The following is a 17,864-nucleotide window of genomic DNA, read 5'->3' as shown; positions in this document are numbered from 1 at the left end:
TTTTTCTATCGTGCTTCATATTTTTACACTCTTCATCCACCGCAAGCGTTTTCCACCCCGAGTTAGCTGATCTTTTTGCCTGTTAAATCGTGTGATTTATCCCAGTGGCGCAAAATAATAATAAAAATTACCCTTTTGGGTAGACTTTTACGTGGGCTATCTCTAGAATGCCGCCGTTTGCCAGAAATCCATAGGTAAGCAAATTTGCATTGATTCATGATGTGTTAATGAATTAATATGCAAATAAAGTGAGTGAATATTCTCTGGAGGGTGTTTTGATTAAGTCAGCGCTATTGGTTCTGGAAGACGGAACCCAGTTTCACGGTCGGGCCATAGGGGCAACAGGTTCGGCGGTTGGGGAAGTCGTTTTCAATACTTCAATGACCGGTTATCAAGAAATCCTCACTGATCCTTCCTATTCCCGCCAAATCGTCACTCTTACTTATCCTCATATCGGTAATGTCGGCACCAATGAAGCCGATGCAGAATCTTCACAGGTACATGCGCAAGGCCTGGTCATCCGCGACCTGCCGCTGATTGCCAGCAACTTCCGCGATACCGAAGACCTCTCTTCTTACCTGAAGCGCCATAACATTGTGGCGATTGCTGATATCGATACCCGTAAGCTGACGCGTTTGCTGCGTGAAAAGGGTGCACAGAACGGCTGCATCATCGCGGGTGATAACCCGGATGCGGCGCTGGCATTGGAAAAAGCAAAAGCTTTCCCTGGTCTGAACGGTATGGACCTGGCGAAAGAAGTCACCACTGCGGAGCCGTATAGCTGGACGCAAGGTAGCTGGACGCTGGCCGGTGACCTGCCGGAAGCCAAATCTACCGATGAACTGCCGTTCCACGTTGTGGCGTACGATTTCGGTGCTAAACGTAACATTCTGCGTATGTTAGCGGACCGCGGCTGCCGCCTGACGGTTGTACCGGCGAAAACCTCAGCAGAAGACGTTCTGAAGATGAATCCGGACGGTATCTTCCTGTCCAACGGCCCTGGCGACCCGGCGCCGTGCGACTACGCGATTACCGCGATTCAGAAATTCCTCGAAACCGATATTCCGGTATTTGGTATCTGCCTCGGCCATCAGCTGCTGGCGCTGGCGAGCGGTGCGAAGACCATTAAGATGAAGTTCGGCCACCATGGCGGCAACCATCCGGTAAAAGATATTGATAACAACACCGTGATGATCACCGCGCAGAACCACGGTTTTGCTGTAGATGAAGCCTCCATGCCTGCCAACCTGCGCGTGACCCACAAGTCACTGTTCGACGGCACCTTGCAGGGGATTCATCGTACCGACAAACCGGCATTCAGCTTCCAGGGGCACCCTGAAGCGAGTCCGGGTCCGCACGATGCCGCACCGCTGTTCGACCACTTTATCGAGTTAATTGAGCAATACCGTCAGTCCGCGAAATAATCAGGAGTAAAAGAGCCATGCCAAAACGTACAGACATAAAAAGTATCCTGATTCTGGGCGCGGGTCCGATTGTTATCGGTCAGGCGTGTGAGTTTGACTATTCCGGCGCGCAGGCGTGTAAAGCCCTGCGTGAAGAGGGTTACCGCGTTATTCTGGTGAACTCCAACCCGGCAACCATCATGACCGACCCGGAAATGGCCGATGCCACCTACATCGAGCCAATTCACTGGGAAGTGGTACGCAAAATCATTGAGAAAGAGCGCCCGGATGCGGTGCTACCAACCATGGGCGGTCAGACAGCGCTGAACTGCGCACTGGAACTGGAACGCCAGGGCGTACTGGCTGAGTTCGGCGTGACCATGATTGGCGCGACGGCGGATGCTATTGATAAAGCGGAAGACCGTCGTCGCTTCGACATCGCGATGAAGAAAATTGGTCTCGACACCGCGCGTTCAGGCATCGCTCACACCATGGAAGAAGCGCTGGCGGTTGCCGCTGACGTTGGCTTCCCGTGCATTATCCGTCCTAGCTTCACCATGGGCGGCACCGGTGGCGGTATCGCCTACAACCGCGAAGAGTTCGAAGAAATCTGCGAACGCGGTCTGGACCTTTCCCCAACCAACGAGCTGCTGATTGATGAATCGCTGATTGGCTGGAAAGAGTACGAGATGGAAGTGGTGCGTGATAAAAACGACAACTGCATCATCGTCTGCTCCATCGAAAACTTCGATGCGATGGGCATCCATACCGGTGACTCCATCACCGTAGCACCTGCCCAGACGCTGACTGACAAAGAATATCAAATCATGCGTAACGCCTCGATGGCGGTACTGCGTGAAATCGGCGTGGAAACCGGCGGTTCTAACGTCCAGTTTGCGGTAAACCCGAAAAACGGTCGCCTGATTGTCATCGAGATGAACCCGCGCGTATCCCGCTCCTCGGCGCTTGCGTCCAAAGCTACCGGCTTCCCGATTGCGAAAGTCGCCGCCAAGCTGGCCGTAGGTTATACCCTCGACGAGCTGATGAACGACATCACCGGCGGCCGTACTCCGGCCTCGTTTGAGCCGTCCATCGACTACGTTGTGACCAAGATTCCACGCTTCAACTTCGAGAAATTCGCCGGTGCTAACGACCGTCTGACCACGCAGATGAAATCTGTCGGCGAAGTGATGGCGATTGGCCGCACCCAGCAGGAATCGCTGCAGAAAGCGCTGCGCGGTCTGGAAGTCGGCGCGACCGGCTTCGACCCGAAAGTAAGCCTCGACGACCCTGAAGCGCTGACCAAAATTCGCCGCGAGCTGAAAGACGCGGGCGCTGAGCGTATCTGGTATATCGCCGATGCCTTCCGCGCGGGCCTGTCCGTCGACGGCGTGTTCAACCTGACCAACATCGACCGCTGGTTCCTGGTACAAATTGAAGAGCTGGTGCGCCTGGAAGAAAAAGTAGCCGACCTTGGCATCAACGGCCTCGACGCTGACTTCCTGCGCGTACTGAAGCGTAAAGGTTTCGCTGATGCGCGTCTGGCGAAACTGGCCGGCGTTCGCGAAGCGGAAATCCGCAAGCTGCGCGACCAGTACAACCTGCACCCGGTCTATAAGCGCGTGGATACCTGCGCGGCAGAATTTGCCACCGACACTGCTTACATGTACTCCACTTATGAAGATGAGTGTGAAGCAAATCCGTCCGTCGACCGTGATAAAATCATGGTGTTGGGCGGCGGTCCAAACCGTATCGGCCAGGGTATCGAATTTGACTACTGCTGCGTACACGCCTCGCTGGCGCTGCGCGAAGACGGCTATGAAACCATCATGGTCAACTGTAACCCGGAAACCGTCTCTACCGACTACGACACCTCCGACCGTCTGTACTTCGAGCCGGTAACGCTGGAAGACGTGCTGGAAATCGTGCGCATCGAGAAGCCGAAAGGCGTTATCGTGCAGTACGGCGGTCAGACTCCGCTGAAGCTGGCGCGCGCGCTGGAAGCCGCAGGCGTGCCGGTAATCGGTACCAGCCCGGATGCCATCGACCGTGCGGAAGACCGTGAGCGCTTCCAGCACGCGGTTGACCGTCTGAAGCTGAAACAACCGGCGAACGCTACCGTAACGGCCATTGAACAGGCTGTTGAAAAGGCAAAAGAGATTGGTTACCCGCTGGTGGTACGTCCGTCCTACGTTCTCGGCGGTCGCGCGATGGAAATTGTCTATGACGAAGCCGACCTGCGTCGCTACTTCCAGACTGCGGTCAGCGTTTCTAACGATGCGCCGGTACTGCTGGACCGTTTCCTTGATGATGCAGTTGAAGTGGACGTGGACGCTATCTGCGACGGCGAAATGGTGCTGATTGGCGGCATTATGGAGCACATCGAACAGGCGGGCGTACACTCCGGTGACTCCGCATGTTCTCTGCCTGCGTACACGCTGAGCCAGGAAATTCAGGATGTAATGCGCCAGCAGGTGCAGAAACTGGCCTTCGAACTGCAGGTTCGCGGTCTGATGAACGTTCAGTTTGCGGTGAAGAATAACGAAGTTTACCTGATTGAAGTGAACCCGCGTGCGGCGCGTACCGTTCCATTCGTCTCCAAAGCAACGGGTGTTGCGCTTGCAAAAGTCGCGGCACGCGTAATGGTCGGAAAAACGCTGGCACAGCAGGGCGTCACCAAGGAAGTTATCCCGCCGTACTACTCGGTAAAAGAAGTGGTGCTGCCGTTCAACAAGTTCCCGGGCGTTGACCCGCTGTTAGGGCCGGAAATGCGCTCTACCGGGGAAGTGATGGGCGTGGGGCGTACCTTCGCAGAAGCGTTCGCTAAGGCACAGTTGGGCAGCAGCTCCACCATGAAAAAACAGGGTCGTGCGCTGCTCTCCGTTCGCGAAGGCGATAAAGAGCGCGTGGTTGACCTGGCGGCGAAACTGCTGAAGTTTGGTTTTGAGCTGGATGCAACGCACGGCACGGCGATTGTGCTGGGCGAAGCGGGTATCAATCCACGTCTGGTTAACAAGGTGCATGAAGGGCGTCCGCACATTCAGGACCGTATCAAGAATGGCGAGTACACTTACATCATCAACACCACCGAAGGGCGTCAGGCGATTGAAGACTCCAAGCTGATTCGCCGCAGCGCACTGCAGTACAAAGTGCATTATGACACTACCCTGAACGGCGGTTTCGCGACGGCGATGGCGCTGAATGCCGATGCCACTGAGAAGGTGACCTCTGTGCAGGAAATGCACGCACAGATCAAAAAGTCATAAAAAATAGGTTCGGTGATAATTGCGTTAACCTGACCTGCAATATAATCTCGAAAGGGTTTCTGTAAAGAAACCCTTTTTTAAATTCGTGTAAGGTCATTCCTGGCCAAATGCACTTTCATAACCACATTTTCAATGTAATAAGCACGATATAGCTCACACTAATCAACATTCAAGTCGCATACTATCCTTTATATCCACAATTTTAATATGGCTTAGTTTTTATTAATTTGGACAGGCCGTAGCCAGATTTTTAATTTGTGAAATGGTGTGCTTATGTGTGAAAAATATGTTGAAAGACCGCTTTATTTGTTAATTGCTGACTGGATGATGGCTGAGGATCGTTGGATCACCGCAAAGGAAATTTCCCGCCATTTTGATATTGAGCACTGCAAAGCAATTAATACGCTCTCTTATATTCTGTCGGAAGTGGGAGAAATTGTTTGTGAAGTTAAGATGATCCCTAATCAGATTGCAGGCCGGGGCTGCCAGTGCCAGCGTCTGGTAAAAGTCATCAGTATTGATTCTCACCTCTACAACCGATTGAGCCACAATTTGCAGGAAAAAAAGGTGAGTGTGGCGAAAACGCCGCGGCTGTCTGCCGTTCCCCCAACAGAGCTCAACCGTGAGCAGAAATGGCAGATGATGCTCTCCAAGAGTATGCGTCGCTAATTGTCAGTTTGCCTGATGGCGGTATAAACGGTGATTGACGCGTAGGCCGGATAAGCGTCAGCGCATCCGGCATAGATTACTGGGCCGATTTCGGTTTCACATCTGTCGTGCCTTGCAGGCGCGGCCGGTTTTTTTCGACCTGCGTTAATGGCTGTGTTTCGCGTAAACCTGCTCGGCAGCGGACCGCAAGATCCTGATACTCTTTGGTGTTCAGCCGTTTCCAGTGCTGCTCCTGATCCGTGACGTCGCGCAGTACGCGAGCAGGTGAACCGACCAGCAGTTGCCTTGCCTCCCCCTGAAAGCCGGCTTTGACAAAGCTCATGGCGGCGACAATGCTCTCTTCGCCAATCACCGCACCGTCCATAATCACGCTGTTCATGCCGATCAGCGCGTCCCTGCCCACCACGCAACCGTGCAGGATTGCGCCATGGCCGATATGCCCATTCTCATGCACGATGGTGTCAGTGTCGCAATAACCGTGCATGATGCAGCCATCCTGCAAGTTAGAACCTGCCTCCAGAATCAGGCGACCATAGTCACCGCGCAGTGAGGCATGTGGGCCGACGTAAACGCCAGCCCCCACGATCACATCACCAATCAACACGGCGCTGGGATGAACATACGCCTCTGGATGTACTACCGGAATCAGGCCTTCAAAGGCGTAATAGCTCATCGGTTATCAGCGTCCTTTCCACACCGGATCGCGTTTTTCCGCAAATGCCTGTGGTCCTTCCAGCGCATCTTCCGAGTGCAGCACCGACGGATAGTGCTTCAGCACACCACTGCGGATGTAACGGTAGCCTTCTTCTACCGGCATTTCGCTGGTCGCGCGGTAAATCTCTTTCAGCGCGGCGATAGCCAGCGGGGCGCTATTCACCAGCTGCTGCGCCAGTTCGCGCGCGCTATCCATCAGTTCGCTCTGGCTGACAACGCGGTTGACGATACCCCAACGTAGCGCTTCTTCGGCGCTCATTCGTCTGCCTGTCATCACCATTTCGTTGACGATAGCCGGTGGCAGTAGCTTCGGCAGACGCAGTACGCCGCCGCTGTCAGGCACGATCCCCAGTTTGGCTTCTGGTAACGCGAAGCTGGCATTTTCCGCACAGACGATAAAATCCGCCGCCAGCGCCAGCTCAAAACCACCGCCAAACGCATAGCCGTTTACCGCAGCGATGACCGGTTTATCGAGGTCGAAAATTTCGGTTAAACCGGCAAAGCCGCCTGGGCCAAAATCGGCATCCGGCGCTTCACCTTCAACTGCCGCTTTTAAGTCCCAGCCCGCAGAAAAGAATTTCTCACCGCCGCCGGTGATTATCGCTACGCGTAATTCCGGGTCATCACGAAAATGAAGAAACACTTCACCCATGGCAAAGCTGGTTTTGGCATCAATGGCATTGGCTTTAGGCCGGTCGAGGGTAATTTCCAGAATCGGGCCGTTACGGGTCAGATGTAATGATTCACTCATAGTTCATCTCCAGATAAATAGATTTCCCGGCAGGAGGAATTCCTACCGGGAGGGTTATTTCAGATTTTTTTTGATTATTTTTCCTGAACAATTGCGCGGCAGGTCGGTTCTTATCTCCATAAACGAGGGAACCTTGAATTTCGCCATATTGTTTTCGCAGAAGCTGAAGAACTCGGCTTCGCTTAATGTTTCACCTTCATTAAGGACGATAAACGCTTTAATGGCTTCATCACGGATTGAATCTTTAATACCGACAACCACAATGTCCTGAATTTTCGGATGCGCAGAAATAATATTTTCCAGCTCGACGCAGGAGACATTTTCTCCGCCGCGTTTAATCATGTTGCAGCGTCTGTCGACGAAATAAAAATAGCCATCCGCATCCTGATAGCCCGAATCTCCGGTATGTAACCAGCCTTCAGGTTCCAGCGCTTTGGCGGTAGCCTCCGGCTGGGCATAGTACTCTTTGAAGATTGTTTTGCCCGGCACGCCTTTAATACAGATTTCGCCAATTTCTCCGGCGGGCAGGGGACGGTTGCGATCGTCACGGATTTCGGCTTCATAGCTAAAACCCACGCGGCCAATGGAGGGCCAACGCCGTTTGTCTCCGGGGCGATCGCCAATAATGCCGACGATGGTTTCGGTCATACCGTAGGAGGTCAGCAGCCTGACGCCAAAGCGTTCGGTAAAGGCGTCTTTTTCCTGTGCGGATAAATTGAGATAGAACATTACTTCGCGCAGGTGATGCTGTCTGTCGGTTGGCGCGGCAGGTTGTACCATCAGCGTTCTGATCATCATCGGAATGCATTCGGTAACCGTCGCCTTATATCTATGCACCTGATTCCAGAACGCCCTGGCACTGTACTTCTCTAGCAGCACAAAGGTGCTGCCAGCGGAGAATGCGGGCATTGCGGCGGTACACTGACAGTCGATATGAAAAGCGGGCATCACCGTCATGTAGACGTCATCATCGCGCAGAGCGATTTGCCAGGAAGTGTAGTAGCCGGCAAATCGCAGGTTGTAGTGGGTAATCACCACCCCTTTAGGCCGTGAGGTGGTGCCAGAGGTAAACAGAATTTCCGCCGTATCGTCAGTGGATAACGCAGGTGTATAGCACAGCGTGGCGGACTGGCGGGATTGCAGTTGGGTAAAGTGGCTCACGCCGTCCTCAACCGGAAGTTGCTCGCCAATCAGACAGATATGATTAAGCGGTGTGGTATTTTCCAGCCGTATCTGGCGGTACATAGGATAAAACTGGGCGCTGGTGACCAGCAGGCTTACCTGACTGTTTTGCAGGATCCAGGCGCTTTCTTCGCCCAGCAAGCGGGCATTAATCGGCACCATAATGGCGCCAATTTTTGCCAGCCCAAACCAGCAAAAAATGAATTCCGGACAGTTATCCAGATGCAATGCGACCTTATCGCCCTTGCGGATCCCTAAAGAATGGAACAGGTTTGCCGTGCGGTTAATCTCTTCATTGAGCGAGGCATAGCTAAATTGCCGAACGTTTCCTTCGCTGGATTCGAAAATTAACGCCGTTTTATCTCCGTACACCCCGGCCAGGTCGTCCCACATCAGACGTAAGTTTTGTCCGCCAACGATATCCATATTGCTTTATCCACTGAAATCAGGCGTGAGCGCTAACCCACTCGCGGGTCAGCGCGTCGCGTTTATTCCTCAACTCTGGCCAGGCCTTTGCCGACCAGCTCATTTATGTCTGCTTCGCTATATCCAATATTTTTCAGAATGGCGGCGGTATCCATGCCGTGTGACGGCATGCCACGCCAGATTTTCCCTGGGTTGTTTTTAAATTTCGGCATGATATTCGGTCCTTTGCAGGTGCGACCATCCATCGTTTGCCACTGAGTAATCGATTCACGGGCAACGTACTGCGGGTTGCCTTCCAGTTCCGGAATGGTCAGCACCTTCGCGCAGGCGATATTCAGCTCAGCAAAGCGCGCCTGGACTTCGGCGATGGTGTGTGTTGCCAGCCACGCGTCCAGTTTCTCTTCCACGAGCGGGCCGTAAGGGCATTCCACGCGATGGATAAGCTGGGTGCCTTCCGGGACTTCCGGTGTGCCAAGAATGTGGGCGAGGCCAATATCTTTGAAGCACTCGTTGATTTGCGTGATGCCGACCAGCTCCATGACGATGTAACCATCGGCGCATTTATACAGACCGCAGCCAGCGTAATACGGGTCTTTGCCTTTGGTCATACGTGGGCAAATTTCGCCGCCGTTAAAGTAATCCATCATGAAGTACTGACCCATGCGCAACATCACCTCGTACATGGCGATATCAATGCTTTCACCTTTACCCGTTTCGCGGACTTTGTGCAGAGCCGCCAGCGCCGCTGTCGTTGCGGTCATCCCGGAGAAGTAATCGGCGGTGTACGGGAAGGCTGGCATCGGCTGATCAACATCACCGTTTTGAATCAGATAGCCGCTGAACGCCTGCGCGATAGTGTTGTAAGCCGGAAGATTGGTGTACTCCTCGGTACCAAACTGGCCGAAGCCGGAAAGGTGGGCGATAACCAGTTTCGGGTTGTGTTCCCACAGCACTTCATCGGTAATGCCGCGACGGGCAAAGGCCGGGCCTTTACTGGCTTCAATGAAGATATCGGTGGTTTCCATCAGCTTCAGAAACGCTTCCCGACCTTCATCTTTGAAAATATTGAGCGACAGGGCGTGCAGGTTACGACGTGAGAGCTGCGGATAGTTAGGCTGTACGCGGATGGTATCGGCCCACGCAACGTTTTCAATCCAGATAACCTCAGCCCCCCATTCGGCGAACATCTGTCCGGCGAACGGACCGGCAATCTCGATCCCTGAAAAGACAACGCGTACCCCGGCAAGTGGGCCAAAGGTTGGCATTGGTAAGTGATCCATAATTTTGCTCCTGGCATTTTTTTGCGGTATGTATGCCGGATAAGCACAGCGCCATCCGGCATAATTGCCTGATGGCGACGCGAGCGTCTTATCAGGCCTACAAGGGGTCGATTAACGGTATTGCTTGAGTACCGCACGACCCAACGTCAGGATCTGCATTTCGTCAGAACCACCAGAAACACGGTCAACGCGCAGGTCACGCCAGAAGCGCGTGATGCGATGGTTACCCGCGATACCCACGCCACCCAGCACCTGCATGGCGGTGTCTACCACTTCAAATGCCGCGTTGGCGCAGAAGTATTTGCACATGGCCGCATCGCCCGAGGTAATGGTACCGTTATCCGCTTTCCATGCGGCTTCCAGCAGCATGTTTTTCATGGAGTTCAGTTTGATCGCCATATGCGCAAACTTCTCCTGAATCAGCTGGAAACGGCCGATAGCTTCGCCAAACTGCACGCGCTGATTGGCGTAGCGCGCGGCGTCTTCAAACGCGCACATTGCCGTACCGTAGTTGGTCAGCGCGACGAGGAAGCGTTCATGGTCAAACTCTTCTTTCACGCGATTGAAACCGTTGCCTTCCCGACCGAACATGTCTTTCTCGTCCAGCTCAACGTCGTCAAAGGTGATTTCACAGCAGCTATCCATACGCAGACCGAGTTTCTCCAGTTTGTTGACCTTGATACCCGCTTTGCTCATGTCAACGAACCACTCGGTATAAACAGGTTTATCCGGCGATGCGCCATCTCTCGCCATCACCACGATGTACGGGGTATAGGCGCTACTGGTGATAAAGCACTTACTGCCATTAAGATAAACCTTACCATTTTTACGTGTATAAGTGGTTTTCAGGCTACCAACATCCGATCCCGCTCCCGGTTCGGTGATCGCAGAGTTCCACATCTGCTTACCGGTTCCCTGGAACGCCATGATTTTATCAATTTGCTCTTGAGTACCTTCACGCAGAAAAGTGTTAAAACCGCCAGGTAATTGGTACAACACGTAAGTCGGTGCGCCAAGACGTCCGAGTTCCATCCAGACGGCGGCAACGGTGACAAAACCGGCTTCCAGCCCGCCGTGTTCTTCCGGGATCAACAGGCTATCGATGCCCATATCCGCCAGTGCTTTTACAAAACGCTCAGGGTAGACGCTGTCGCGATCGCACTCGGCAAAATAAGCTTCCCAGTTCTCACTGGCCATCAGTTCACGAATACCGGCGACAAACAGCTCCTGCTCGTCATTTAAGTTGAAATCCATCTTTCAGCCTCTTGATCAATTGGGTTAATAAGAATTACTTGTCTTTCCAGTGCACTTTGGCGTCTTTAATAAAGGACAGCGTCACCATGATGTTGACGAAGAACAGCGGACATCCTCCGGCGATAATTGCGGTCTGAATGGGTTTCAGCCCACCCAGCGCCAGCAGAACGATGCCGATGACGCCGACCAGAACGGACCAACCGATACGCACCAACAGCGGCGGTTCTTCACCATCGCGAACTTCGCGACAGGTGGACATCGCCAGGGTGTAGGAGCAGGCGTTAATTAGCGTGACGGTGGCAATAAAGCAGAGGATAAAGAATCCCCACATGGTGGCGGTGCTGAATGGCAAGGCGGCCCAGGTTTCGATAATGGCGCGCGCCACGCCGTGTTGTTCAATCAGCTGTGGGATGTTGAGAATGTTTTTATCCATCAGCAGCAGGGTATTGCTGCCAAGGACGGTCCACAGGATCCAGGTCGAAGCTGTCAGGCCCAGTACCATCCCGAAGCACAGTTCACGTACGGTACGACCACGAGAAATACGTGCCAGGAAGATACTCATCTGGATGGCGTAAATGACCCACCACGCCCAGTAGAAAACAGTCCAGCCCTGCGGGAATCCGCCTTTGCCGATGGCATCGGTATAGAACAGCATGCGCGGCAGATACATCAGCAGCATGCCGACCGAGTCGGTGAAGTAGTTCATGATGAAGCTGGCACCGCTGACAATAAACACCCAGCCCAGCATCAGGAAGCTCAGGTAGCTACGCACGTCGCTGGCGATCCTGACCCCTTTTTGCAGGCCGCAGGCTACGCAAATGGCGTTCAGAATGATCCAGCAGGTAATGATGATGGCATCTAATTGCAGCGTATGCGGAATACCGAACAGCCATTGCATACACTCGGTTACCAGCGGCGTCGCCAGACCGAGGCTGGTACCCATCGCAAAAATCAGCGCCACCAGGTAGAAGTTATCAACGATGGTGCCGAACAGCCCTTTCGCATGCTTTTCGCCCACTAACGGTACCAGCGTAGAGCTGGGACGGATCACATCCATCTTGCGCACAAAGAAGAAGTAGGCGAAGGCCACGGAGAGGAAGCTGTAGGTTGCCCACGGCAACGGCCCCCAGTGGAACAGGCTGTATGCCAGGCCTATCTCTTTCGCACCGGTGGAGTTGGGCGCCAGGGCGAACGGCGGGGTAGAGATATAGTAGTAGATCTCGATAGAGCCCCAGAACAGCACCGCGGCTGAAGTACAGGAGGCGAACATCATAAAGATCCAGCTGGCGGTACTAAACTCCGGTTTTTCGTCGCCTAATTTCTTTTTGGCATACGGGCCAAAAACCAGCCAGAACCAGCCGCCTAGCATGACGACCATATACCATTCAAATGCCCAGCCCCAGACATTGGTGACATAACTGAATACCGCATTAATAACGACGTTAGCGGCATCGAGATCTCTTACTGTTAGCCAACAAAGTATTCCAACTATTATTAATGGCGGAAAAAAAACCTTCGGTTCAATTCCCGATTTTCTCTTTTCATTTTTCATAAGTGAATTCCAGTGTGAAAACGAAATTTATTTAGCGAGCCCGTGAACGATCTTTTGTTTATTTATTATTAATGATTTGTTGATAACTTTTAACCTCTGGGGTCGCCTCAGTGAGTAACTCATAATGAGTATTCATTTCGGGTGGTTCTGTTATCTGTGTCACACTTTTTTATGCTGGTTAATTTGCTTAAGAATCCTGTATTTTTTGTTATTAATCAATGTATTGATTGTGTTTTTTTAACTTTTTTAAGTGACTAGCGTTCAATATTGTTGAACCCGCAGACAATATTGAAAATTTTCATATTTGACGTGACTCTTTCAATATTGGTGAGGTACGTAACACTATTGAAAGTTACGAATTTCAATGTGTGACATTTTCAATATTGGTGATTAAGGTTTTATTTCCGAATTAAAGAGCGTGATATCTGTATTTAACACCGCCGATATAAATACGTTTCCTTCATGATTTCTGGAGATGCAATGAAGATAATTACTTGCTACAAATGCGTACCTGATGAACAGGATATTGCGATTAATAATACTGATGGTTCACTCGATTTCAGCAAAGCGGATGGCAAAATCAGCCAGTACGACCTGAATGCGATCGAAGCGGCTTGTCAGTTAAAACAACAGGCAGGAGAGGCCCAGGTTGTCGCCATGAGCGTCGGCGGCAAAGCGCTGACCAATGCAAAAGGGCGCAAAGATGTACTCTCCCGTGGCCCTGATGAACTGATTGTTGTCATTGACGATCAATTTGAACAGGCGCTGCCGCAACAAACTGCCACTGCGCTGGCTGCCGCTGCGCAAAAAGCCGGTTTCGATCTGATTATCTGTGGTGACGGTTCTTCCGATCTCTATGCTCAGCAGGTTGGTCTGCTGGTGGGCGAAGCGCTGAACGTTCCCACGATTAATGGCGTGAGTAAAATCCTCTCTCTTACCGATAGCACGCTGACGGTAGAGCGTGAGCTGGAAGATGAAGTCGAAACACTGAGCATCCCGCTCCCGGCGGTGATCGCGGTCTCAACGGATATCAACACCCCTCAAATCCCTTCCATGAAAGCCATTCTTGGCGCGGCGAAAAAACCGGTTCAGGTTTGGTCGCCTGCAGACATTGGTCTGAACAGCGTGCAGGCGTATTCCACACAACAGGTTGCTGCGCCGAAACAGCGCGAGCGTCAGCGCGTTGTGATTGAAGGTGACGGTGAAGAACAGATTGCCGCGTTTGTCGAGAATCTTCGCAAAATCATTTAATTATCAGGGGATGTTATGAACAAATTTTCCAGTATCTGGGTATTCAGCGATACCCCTTCTCGTCTGCCGGAACTGATGAAAGGTGCGCAGGCTTTAGGTGAAAAAGTTAACACGTTTGTGCTCAGCGATGCGGACAGCGCAACGGCATGTCATTTGGGGGCAGATCATGTCTGGTTGCTCAGCGGCAAACCAGAAGACCGTATGGTTGAAGAGTACGCCGATGTGATGGCTCAGACCATTCGTCAGCACAGCGAGGGCGGCGCAGTGCTGCTGCCGAATACGCGTCGGGGCAAGCTGTTAGCGGCAAAGCTGGGCTTTCGCTTGTCGGCTGCAGTCTCAAATGACGCCAGCGCAGTCTCGGTGCAGGATGGAAAAGCGGCGGTCAAACATATGGTTTACGGCGGCCTGGCGATGGGAGCAGAAACAATCGCTTCACCGTTTGCCGTGGTAACGCTCAGTAGCGGAACGTTTGACGCGCAGCAACCGGATACTAACCGCCGCGGCGAGATGCATACCGTACAGTGGCAGGATCCGGCCGTTGCCGTGACCCGTACGGCAACTCAGGCGCGTCAGAGCAACAGCGTCGATCTCGACAAAGCCCGCCTGGTGGTCAGCGTGGGACGAGGTATCGGCAGCAAAGAAAATATCTCTCTGGCCGAAGCGCTGTGCCAGACGATTGGCGCTGAGTTGGCCTGTTCCCGTCCGGTGGCGGAAAACGAGAAGTGGCTGGAGCACGAACGCTACGTCGGTATCTCCAACCTGATGCTCAAGCCTGAACTGTATCTGGCGGTAGGGATTTCCGGGCAGATCCAACATATGGTCGGCGCCAACGGCGCGCAGACGATTTTCGCCATTAACAAAGATAAAAATGCGCCGATTTTCCAGTATGCGGATTACGGCATCGTTGGTGATGCGCTGAAGATCCTGCCTGCGCTGACGGCTGCCTTAGCGCGTTAAACCATTTCGGGCAGGATGCGAAGGCGTCCTGCCGCTGACAGGAGTAGGTATGTCCGAAGATATCTTTGATGCCATCATCGTGGGTGCAGGTCTGGCTGGTTCGGTTGCGGCGCTGGTGCTGGCTCGGGAAGGCGCACAGGTGCTGGTTATCGAGCGCGGCAATTCTGCTGGCGCGAAGAATGTCACCGGTGGGCGCATGTATGCGCATAGCCTGGAGCGCATCATTCCCGGTTTTGCTGAGCAGGCCCCCATTGAACGCATAATCACCCACGAAAAGCTCGCCTTTATGACCGACAAAGGGGCGATGACCATCGACTATTGCAATGGCGAAGACGCCGTATCGTCGCAGGTTTCTTATTCCGTCTTACGTAGCAAATTTGACGCCTGGCTGATGGAGCAGGCCGAGGAGGCGGGCGCCCAGCTTATCACCGGTATTCGTGTGGATAACGTTGTGCAGCGCGAGGGTAAAGTCGTGGGCGTGGAAGCCGACGGCGATATTCTGGAAGCCAAAGTGGTGATCCTCGCCGACGGGGTGAATTCTCTGCTGGCTGAAAAGCTGGGTATGGCAAAGCGCGTCGAGGCATCGCATGTTGCCGTCGGCGTAAAAGAGCTGATCGAACTGCCAAAATCGGTAATTGAAGATCGTTTCCAGTTACAGGGGAACGAAGGCGCAGCCTGTTTGTTTGCCGGATCGCCAACCGATGGATTGATGGGCGGTGGCTTCCTGTATACGAATGAAACAACCCTTTCTCTGGGACTGGTCTGCGGCCTTCATCACCTGAAAAACGCGAAAAAATCGGTCCCGCAAATGCTGGAAGATTTCAAACAGCATCCGGCAGTAGCCCCGCTGATCGCCGGTGGCAAGCTGGTGGAATATGCCGCGCATGTTGTTCCGGAAGCCGGTATCAATATGCAGCCTGAACTGGTGGGGGACGGAGTGCTGATTGCCGGTGATGCTGCCGGAATGTGTATGAACCTCGGCTTTACCATCCGTGGTATGGATCTCGCCATATCCGCTGGCGAAGCGGCGGCGAAAACGGTGCTTTCAGCCATGAAACGCGACGACTTTAGCAAGCAGTCGCTGGGTGAATACCGTCAGCATCTGGACGATGGCCCGATGCGCGATATGCGTATGTACCAGAAGCTTCCTGCTTTTCTTGATAACCCGCGCATGTTTACCGCCTATCCCGAAATGGCGGTCAGTATCGCACGCGACCTGTTCACCGTAGATGGTTCCGCCCCGGTGCCAATGCGTAAAAAAATCCTGCGCCATGCGAAGAAAGTGGGCTTCATCAACCTGATGAAAGATGGCCTGAAAGGAGTGACCGTATTATGACATCTCCCGTCAATGTGGACGTCAAACTGGGCGTCAATAAGTTCAATGTCGATGAAGACAGCCCACATATCATTCTCAAAACCGATCCTGATAAACAGGCGCTGGAAGTGCTGATTAAGGCCTGTCCAGCAGGGCTGTATAAAAAGCAGGACGACGGCAGCGTACGGTTTGATTACGCCGGATGCCTGGAGTGCGGAACGTGCCGCATTCTCGGGCTCGATACAGCGCTGGAAAAGTGGGAATACCCGCGTGGGACATTTGGCGTGGAGTTTCGCTACGGTTAATAAGTACGAGGTTGTGCACCCGTAGGCCGGATAAGACGCGCTAGCGTCGCCATCCGGCAATCATGTGACGCCAGTGCCGGATGGGGGCGTAAACGCCTTATCCGGCCTATAGATGACGCTTTGCCCGTGTTGAAACAGGAAGTCGCTATGCAGCAGCCCAGGAACTTTGATGACATCAAATTTACCTCTATTCACCGCCGGATAATGCTGTGGGGAAGCGGTGGGCCGTTTCTGGATGGTTATGTGCTGGTGATGATTGGCGTGGCGCTGGAGCAGCTCACGCCAGCATTGAAACTGGACGCACAGTGGATTGGTCTGCTGGGCGCCGGCACGCTCGCCGGTCTGTTTGTGGGGACGTCGCTGTTTGGCTACATTTCCGATAAGGTCGGGCGGCGCAAAATGTTCATCATCGATATTATCGCCATTGGCGTGATATCGGCAGCAACCATGTTTGTTTCCTCGCCCGTTGAATTGTTAGTGATGCGCGTGCTGATCGGCATTGTGATTGGTGCCGATTATCCGATTGCTACCTCGATGATTACCGAGTTCTCCAATACCCGCCAGCGCGCTTTCTCCATCGGTTTTATCGCCGCGATGTGGTATGTCGGCGCCACCTGTGCCGATCTGGTCGGTTACTGTTTGTATGATGTTGAGGGCGGATGGCGCTGGATGTTGGGCAGCGCGGTGATCCCCTGCATTTTGATCCTGATTGGGCGTTTCGATCTTCCTGAATCGCCACGCTGGTTGCTGCGTAAAGGTCGGGTGAAAGAGTGCGAAGAGATGATGATCAAACTGTTTGGCGAACCGGTGGTATTCGACGAAGAAGCACCGCAGGAGACGCGTTTCCTTCAGTTGTTTAATCGTCGTCACTTTCCATTTGTCCTGTTTGTTGCCGCCATCTGGACCTGTCAGGTGATCCCGATGTTTGCTATTTATACTTTCGGCCCGCAGATTGTTGGACTGTTGGGGCTTGGTGCCGGGAAAAGCGCCGCGTTGGGCAATGTGGTGATAAGCCTGTGCTTTATGCTGGGGTGCATTCCGCCCATGTTCTGGCTCAATAGCGCGGGCCGCCGACCGTTGTTGATTGGCAGCTTTATTATGATGACGCTGGCGCTGGCTGTGCTGGGGTTAATTCCTGATATGGGGGCGTGGCTGGTGGTGCTGGCGTTTGCGGTGTACGCGTTTTTCTCGGGGGGACCGGGAAACCTGCAGTGGCTATACCCTAACGAACTGTTCCCCACCGATATTCGTGCCTCTGCCGTCGGGGTGATTATGTCCTTAAGCCGTATCGGTACTATTGTTTCAACCTGGGCGCTGCCGGTATTCATCACCAAATACGGTATCAGCAATGTCATGCTGATGGGCGCAGGAATTTCGCTGATTGGCCTGCTTGTGTCCATCGCTTTCGCCCCGGAAACGCGAGGTCTGACGCTGACGCAAACCAGTCAAATGACGATTCGCAGTAAGCCCGTGACCAGGGCGGGCTATTAGGAGTGTTCTGTATTTTCCCTGCAACTCAGTTAGTTAGCCTACAGTTAA

14 protein-coding genes are annotated in these 17,864 nt (G+C 53.1%); 8 read left to right on the top strand and 6 right to left on the bottom strand.

The window, feature by feature from the left end:
* The first annotated feature begins 275 nt into the window (after positions 1–275).
* From carA to caiF, 3 genes are all read left to right on the top strand, one after another.
* A complete protein-coding gene (gene carA, locus SK32_RS12520; RefSeq protein WP_048212737.1) occupies positions 276–1,424 on the top strand; it encodes a glutamine-hydrolyzing carbamoyl-phosphate synthase small subunit in 1,149 nt (382 codons plus the stop codon).
* A 17-nt stretch (positions 1,425–1,441) separates the two neighbouring features.
* On the top strand, positions 1,442–4,669 hold the full coding sequence (gene carB / locus SK32_RS12515; RefSeq protein ID WP_048212736.1) for a carbamoyl-phosphate synthase large subunit: 3,228 nt from the start codon (positions 1,442–1,444) through the stop codon (positions 4,667–4,669).
* Positions 4,670–4,942: 273 nt separating this feature from the next.
* Positions 4,943–5,338, top strand: coding sequence for a carnitine metabolism transcriptional regulator CaiF (gene caiF / locus SK32_RS12510; RefSeq protein ID WP_003018912.1), 396 nt, complete (start codon positions 4,943–4,945; stop codon positions 5,336–5,338).
* A 76-nt stretch (positions 5,339–5,414) separates the two neighbouring features.
* On the opposite strand, the gene caiE is transcribed toward caiF, so the two are convergent.
* The 6 genes from caiE to caiT form a co-directional block, all read right to left on the bottom strand.
* A complete protein-coding gene (gene caiE / locus SK32_RS12505) occupies positions 5,415–6,011 on the bottom strand; it encodes a carnitine operon protein CaiE (RefSeq protein ID WP_048212735.1) in 597 nt (198 codons plus the stop codon).
* A gap of 6 nt (positions 6,012–6,017) precedes the next feature.
* Entirely contained in the window at positions 6,018–6,803 is a 786-nt protein-coding gene (caiD, locus tag SK32_RS12500) for a crotonobetainyl-CoA hydratase (protein ID WP_048212734.1), read from the bottom strand.
* A gap of 54 nt (positions 6,804–6,857) precedes the next feature.
* The gene (gene caiC / locus SK32_RS12495) at positions 6,858–8,411 is read right to left on the bottom strand and encodes a crotonobetaine/carnitine-CoA ligase (protein WP_048212733.1); all 1,554 of its coding nucleotides are present in this window, start codon (positions 8,409–8,411) and stop codon (positions 6,858–6,860) included.
* A 62-nt stretch (positions 8,412–8,473) separates the two neighbouring features.
* The gene (gene caiB, locus SK32_RS12490; RefSeq protein ID WP_048212732.1) at positions 8,474–9,691 is read right to left on the bottom strand and encodes an L-carnitine CoA-transferase; all 1,218 of its coding nucleotides are present in this window, start codon (positions 9,689–9,691) and stop codon (positions 8,474–8,476) included.
* Between the two features lie 111 nt (positions 9,692–9,802).
* Entirely contained in the window at positions 9,803–10,945 is a 1,143-nt protein-coding gene (caiA, locus tag SK32_RS12485) for a crotonobetainyl-CoA dehydrogenase (protein WP_005124373.1), read from the bottom strand.
* 34 nt (positions 10,946–10,979) lie between these two features.
* Positions 10,980–12,497 (bottom strand): L-carnitine/gamma-butyrobetaine antiporter, encoded by a 1,518-nt coding sequence (caiT, locus tag SK32_RS12480; RefSeq protein ID WP_048212731.1) that lies wholly within the window; start codon positions 12,495–12,497, stop codon positions 10,980–10,982.
* Between the two features lie 480 nt (positions 12,498–12,977).
* Here caiT and SK32_RS12475 point away from each other — a divergent pair, with 480 nt between their 5' ends.
* The 5 genes from SK32_RS12475 to SK32_RS12455 all read left to right on the top strand — a co-directional run bounded on the left by SK32_RS12475 (position 12,978) and on the right by SK32_RS12455 (position 17,816).
* Positions 12,978–13,748, top strand: coding sequence for an electron transfer flavoprotein FixA (locus tag SK32_RS12475; protein WP_048212730.1), 771 nt, complete (start codon positions 12,978–12,980; stop codon positions 13,746–13,748).
* A gap of 15 nt (positions 13,749–13,763) precedes the next feature.
* Positions 13,764–14,705 (top strand): electron transfer flavoprotein subunit alpha/FixB family protein, encoded by a 942-nt coding sequence (locus SK32_RS12470; RefSeq protein ID WP_048212729.1) that lies wholly within the window; start codon positions 13,764–13,766, stop codon positions 14,703–14,705.
* Positions 14,706–14,754: 49 nt separating this feature from the next.
* Positions 14,755–16,041: an FAD-dependent oxidoreductase gene (locus tag SK32_RS12465; protein ID WP_048212728.1), complete on the top strand. Its 1,287-nt coding sequence runs from the start codon at positions 14,755–14,757 to the stop codon at positions 16,039–16,041.
* The gene (gene fixX, locus SK32_RS12460; RefSeq protein WP_000203736.1) at positions 16,038–16,325 is read left to right on the top strand and encodes a ferredoxin-like protein FixX; all 288 of its coding nucleotides are present in this window, start codon (positions 16,038–16,040) and stop codon (positions 16,323–16,325) included. The genes SK32_RS12465 and fixX overlap by 4 nt, the downstream gene beginning before the upstream one ends.
* A 147-nt stretch (positions 16,326–16,472) precedes the next feature.
* Complete coding sequence (locus tag SK32_RS12455; RefSeq protein WP_048212727.1) at positions 16,473–17,816, top strand: MFS transporter; 1,344 nt, start codon at positions 16,473–16,475, stop codon at positions 17,814–17,816.
* Positions 17,817–17,864: the final 48 nt, after the last annotated feature.

Source organism: Citrobacter sp. MGH100 (genome assembly GCF_001034465.1).
Taxonomy (GTDB): domain Bacteria; phylum Pseudomonadota; class Gammaproteobacteria; order Enterobacterales; family Enterobacteriaceae; genus Citrobacter; species Citrobacter youngae.
The sequence above is the reverse complement of the archived record's forward strand: the minus strand, read 5'-3'. Positions and strand labels throughout refer to the sequence as shown.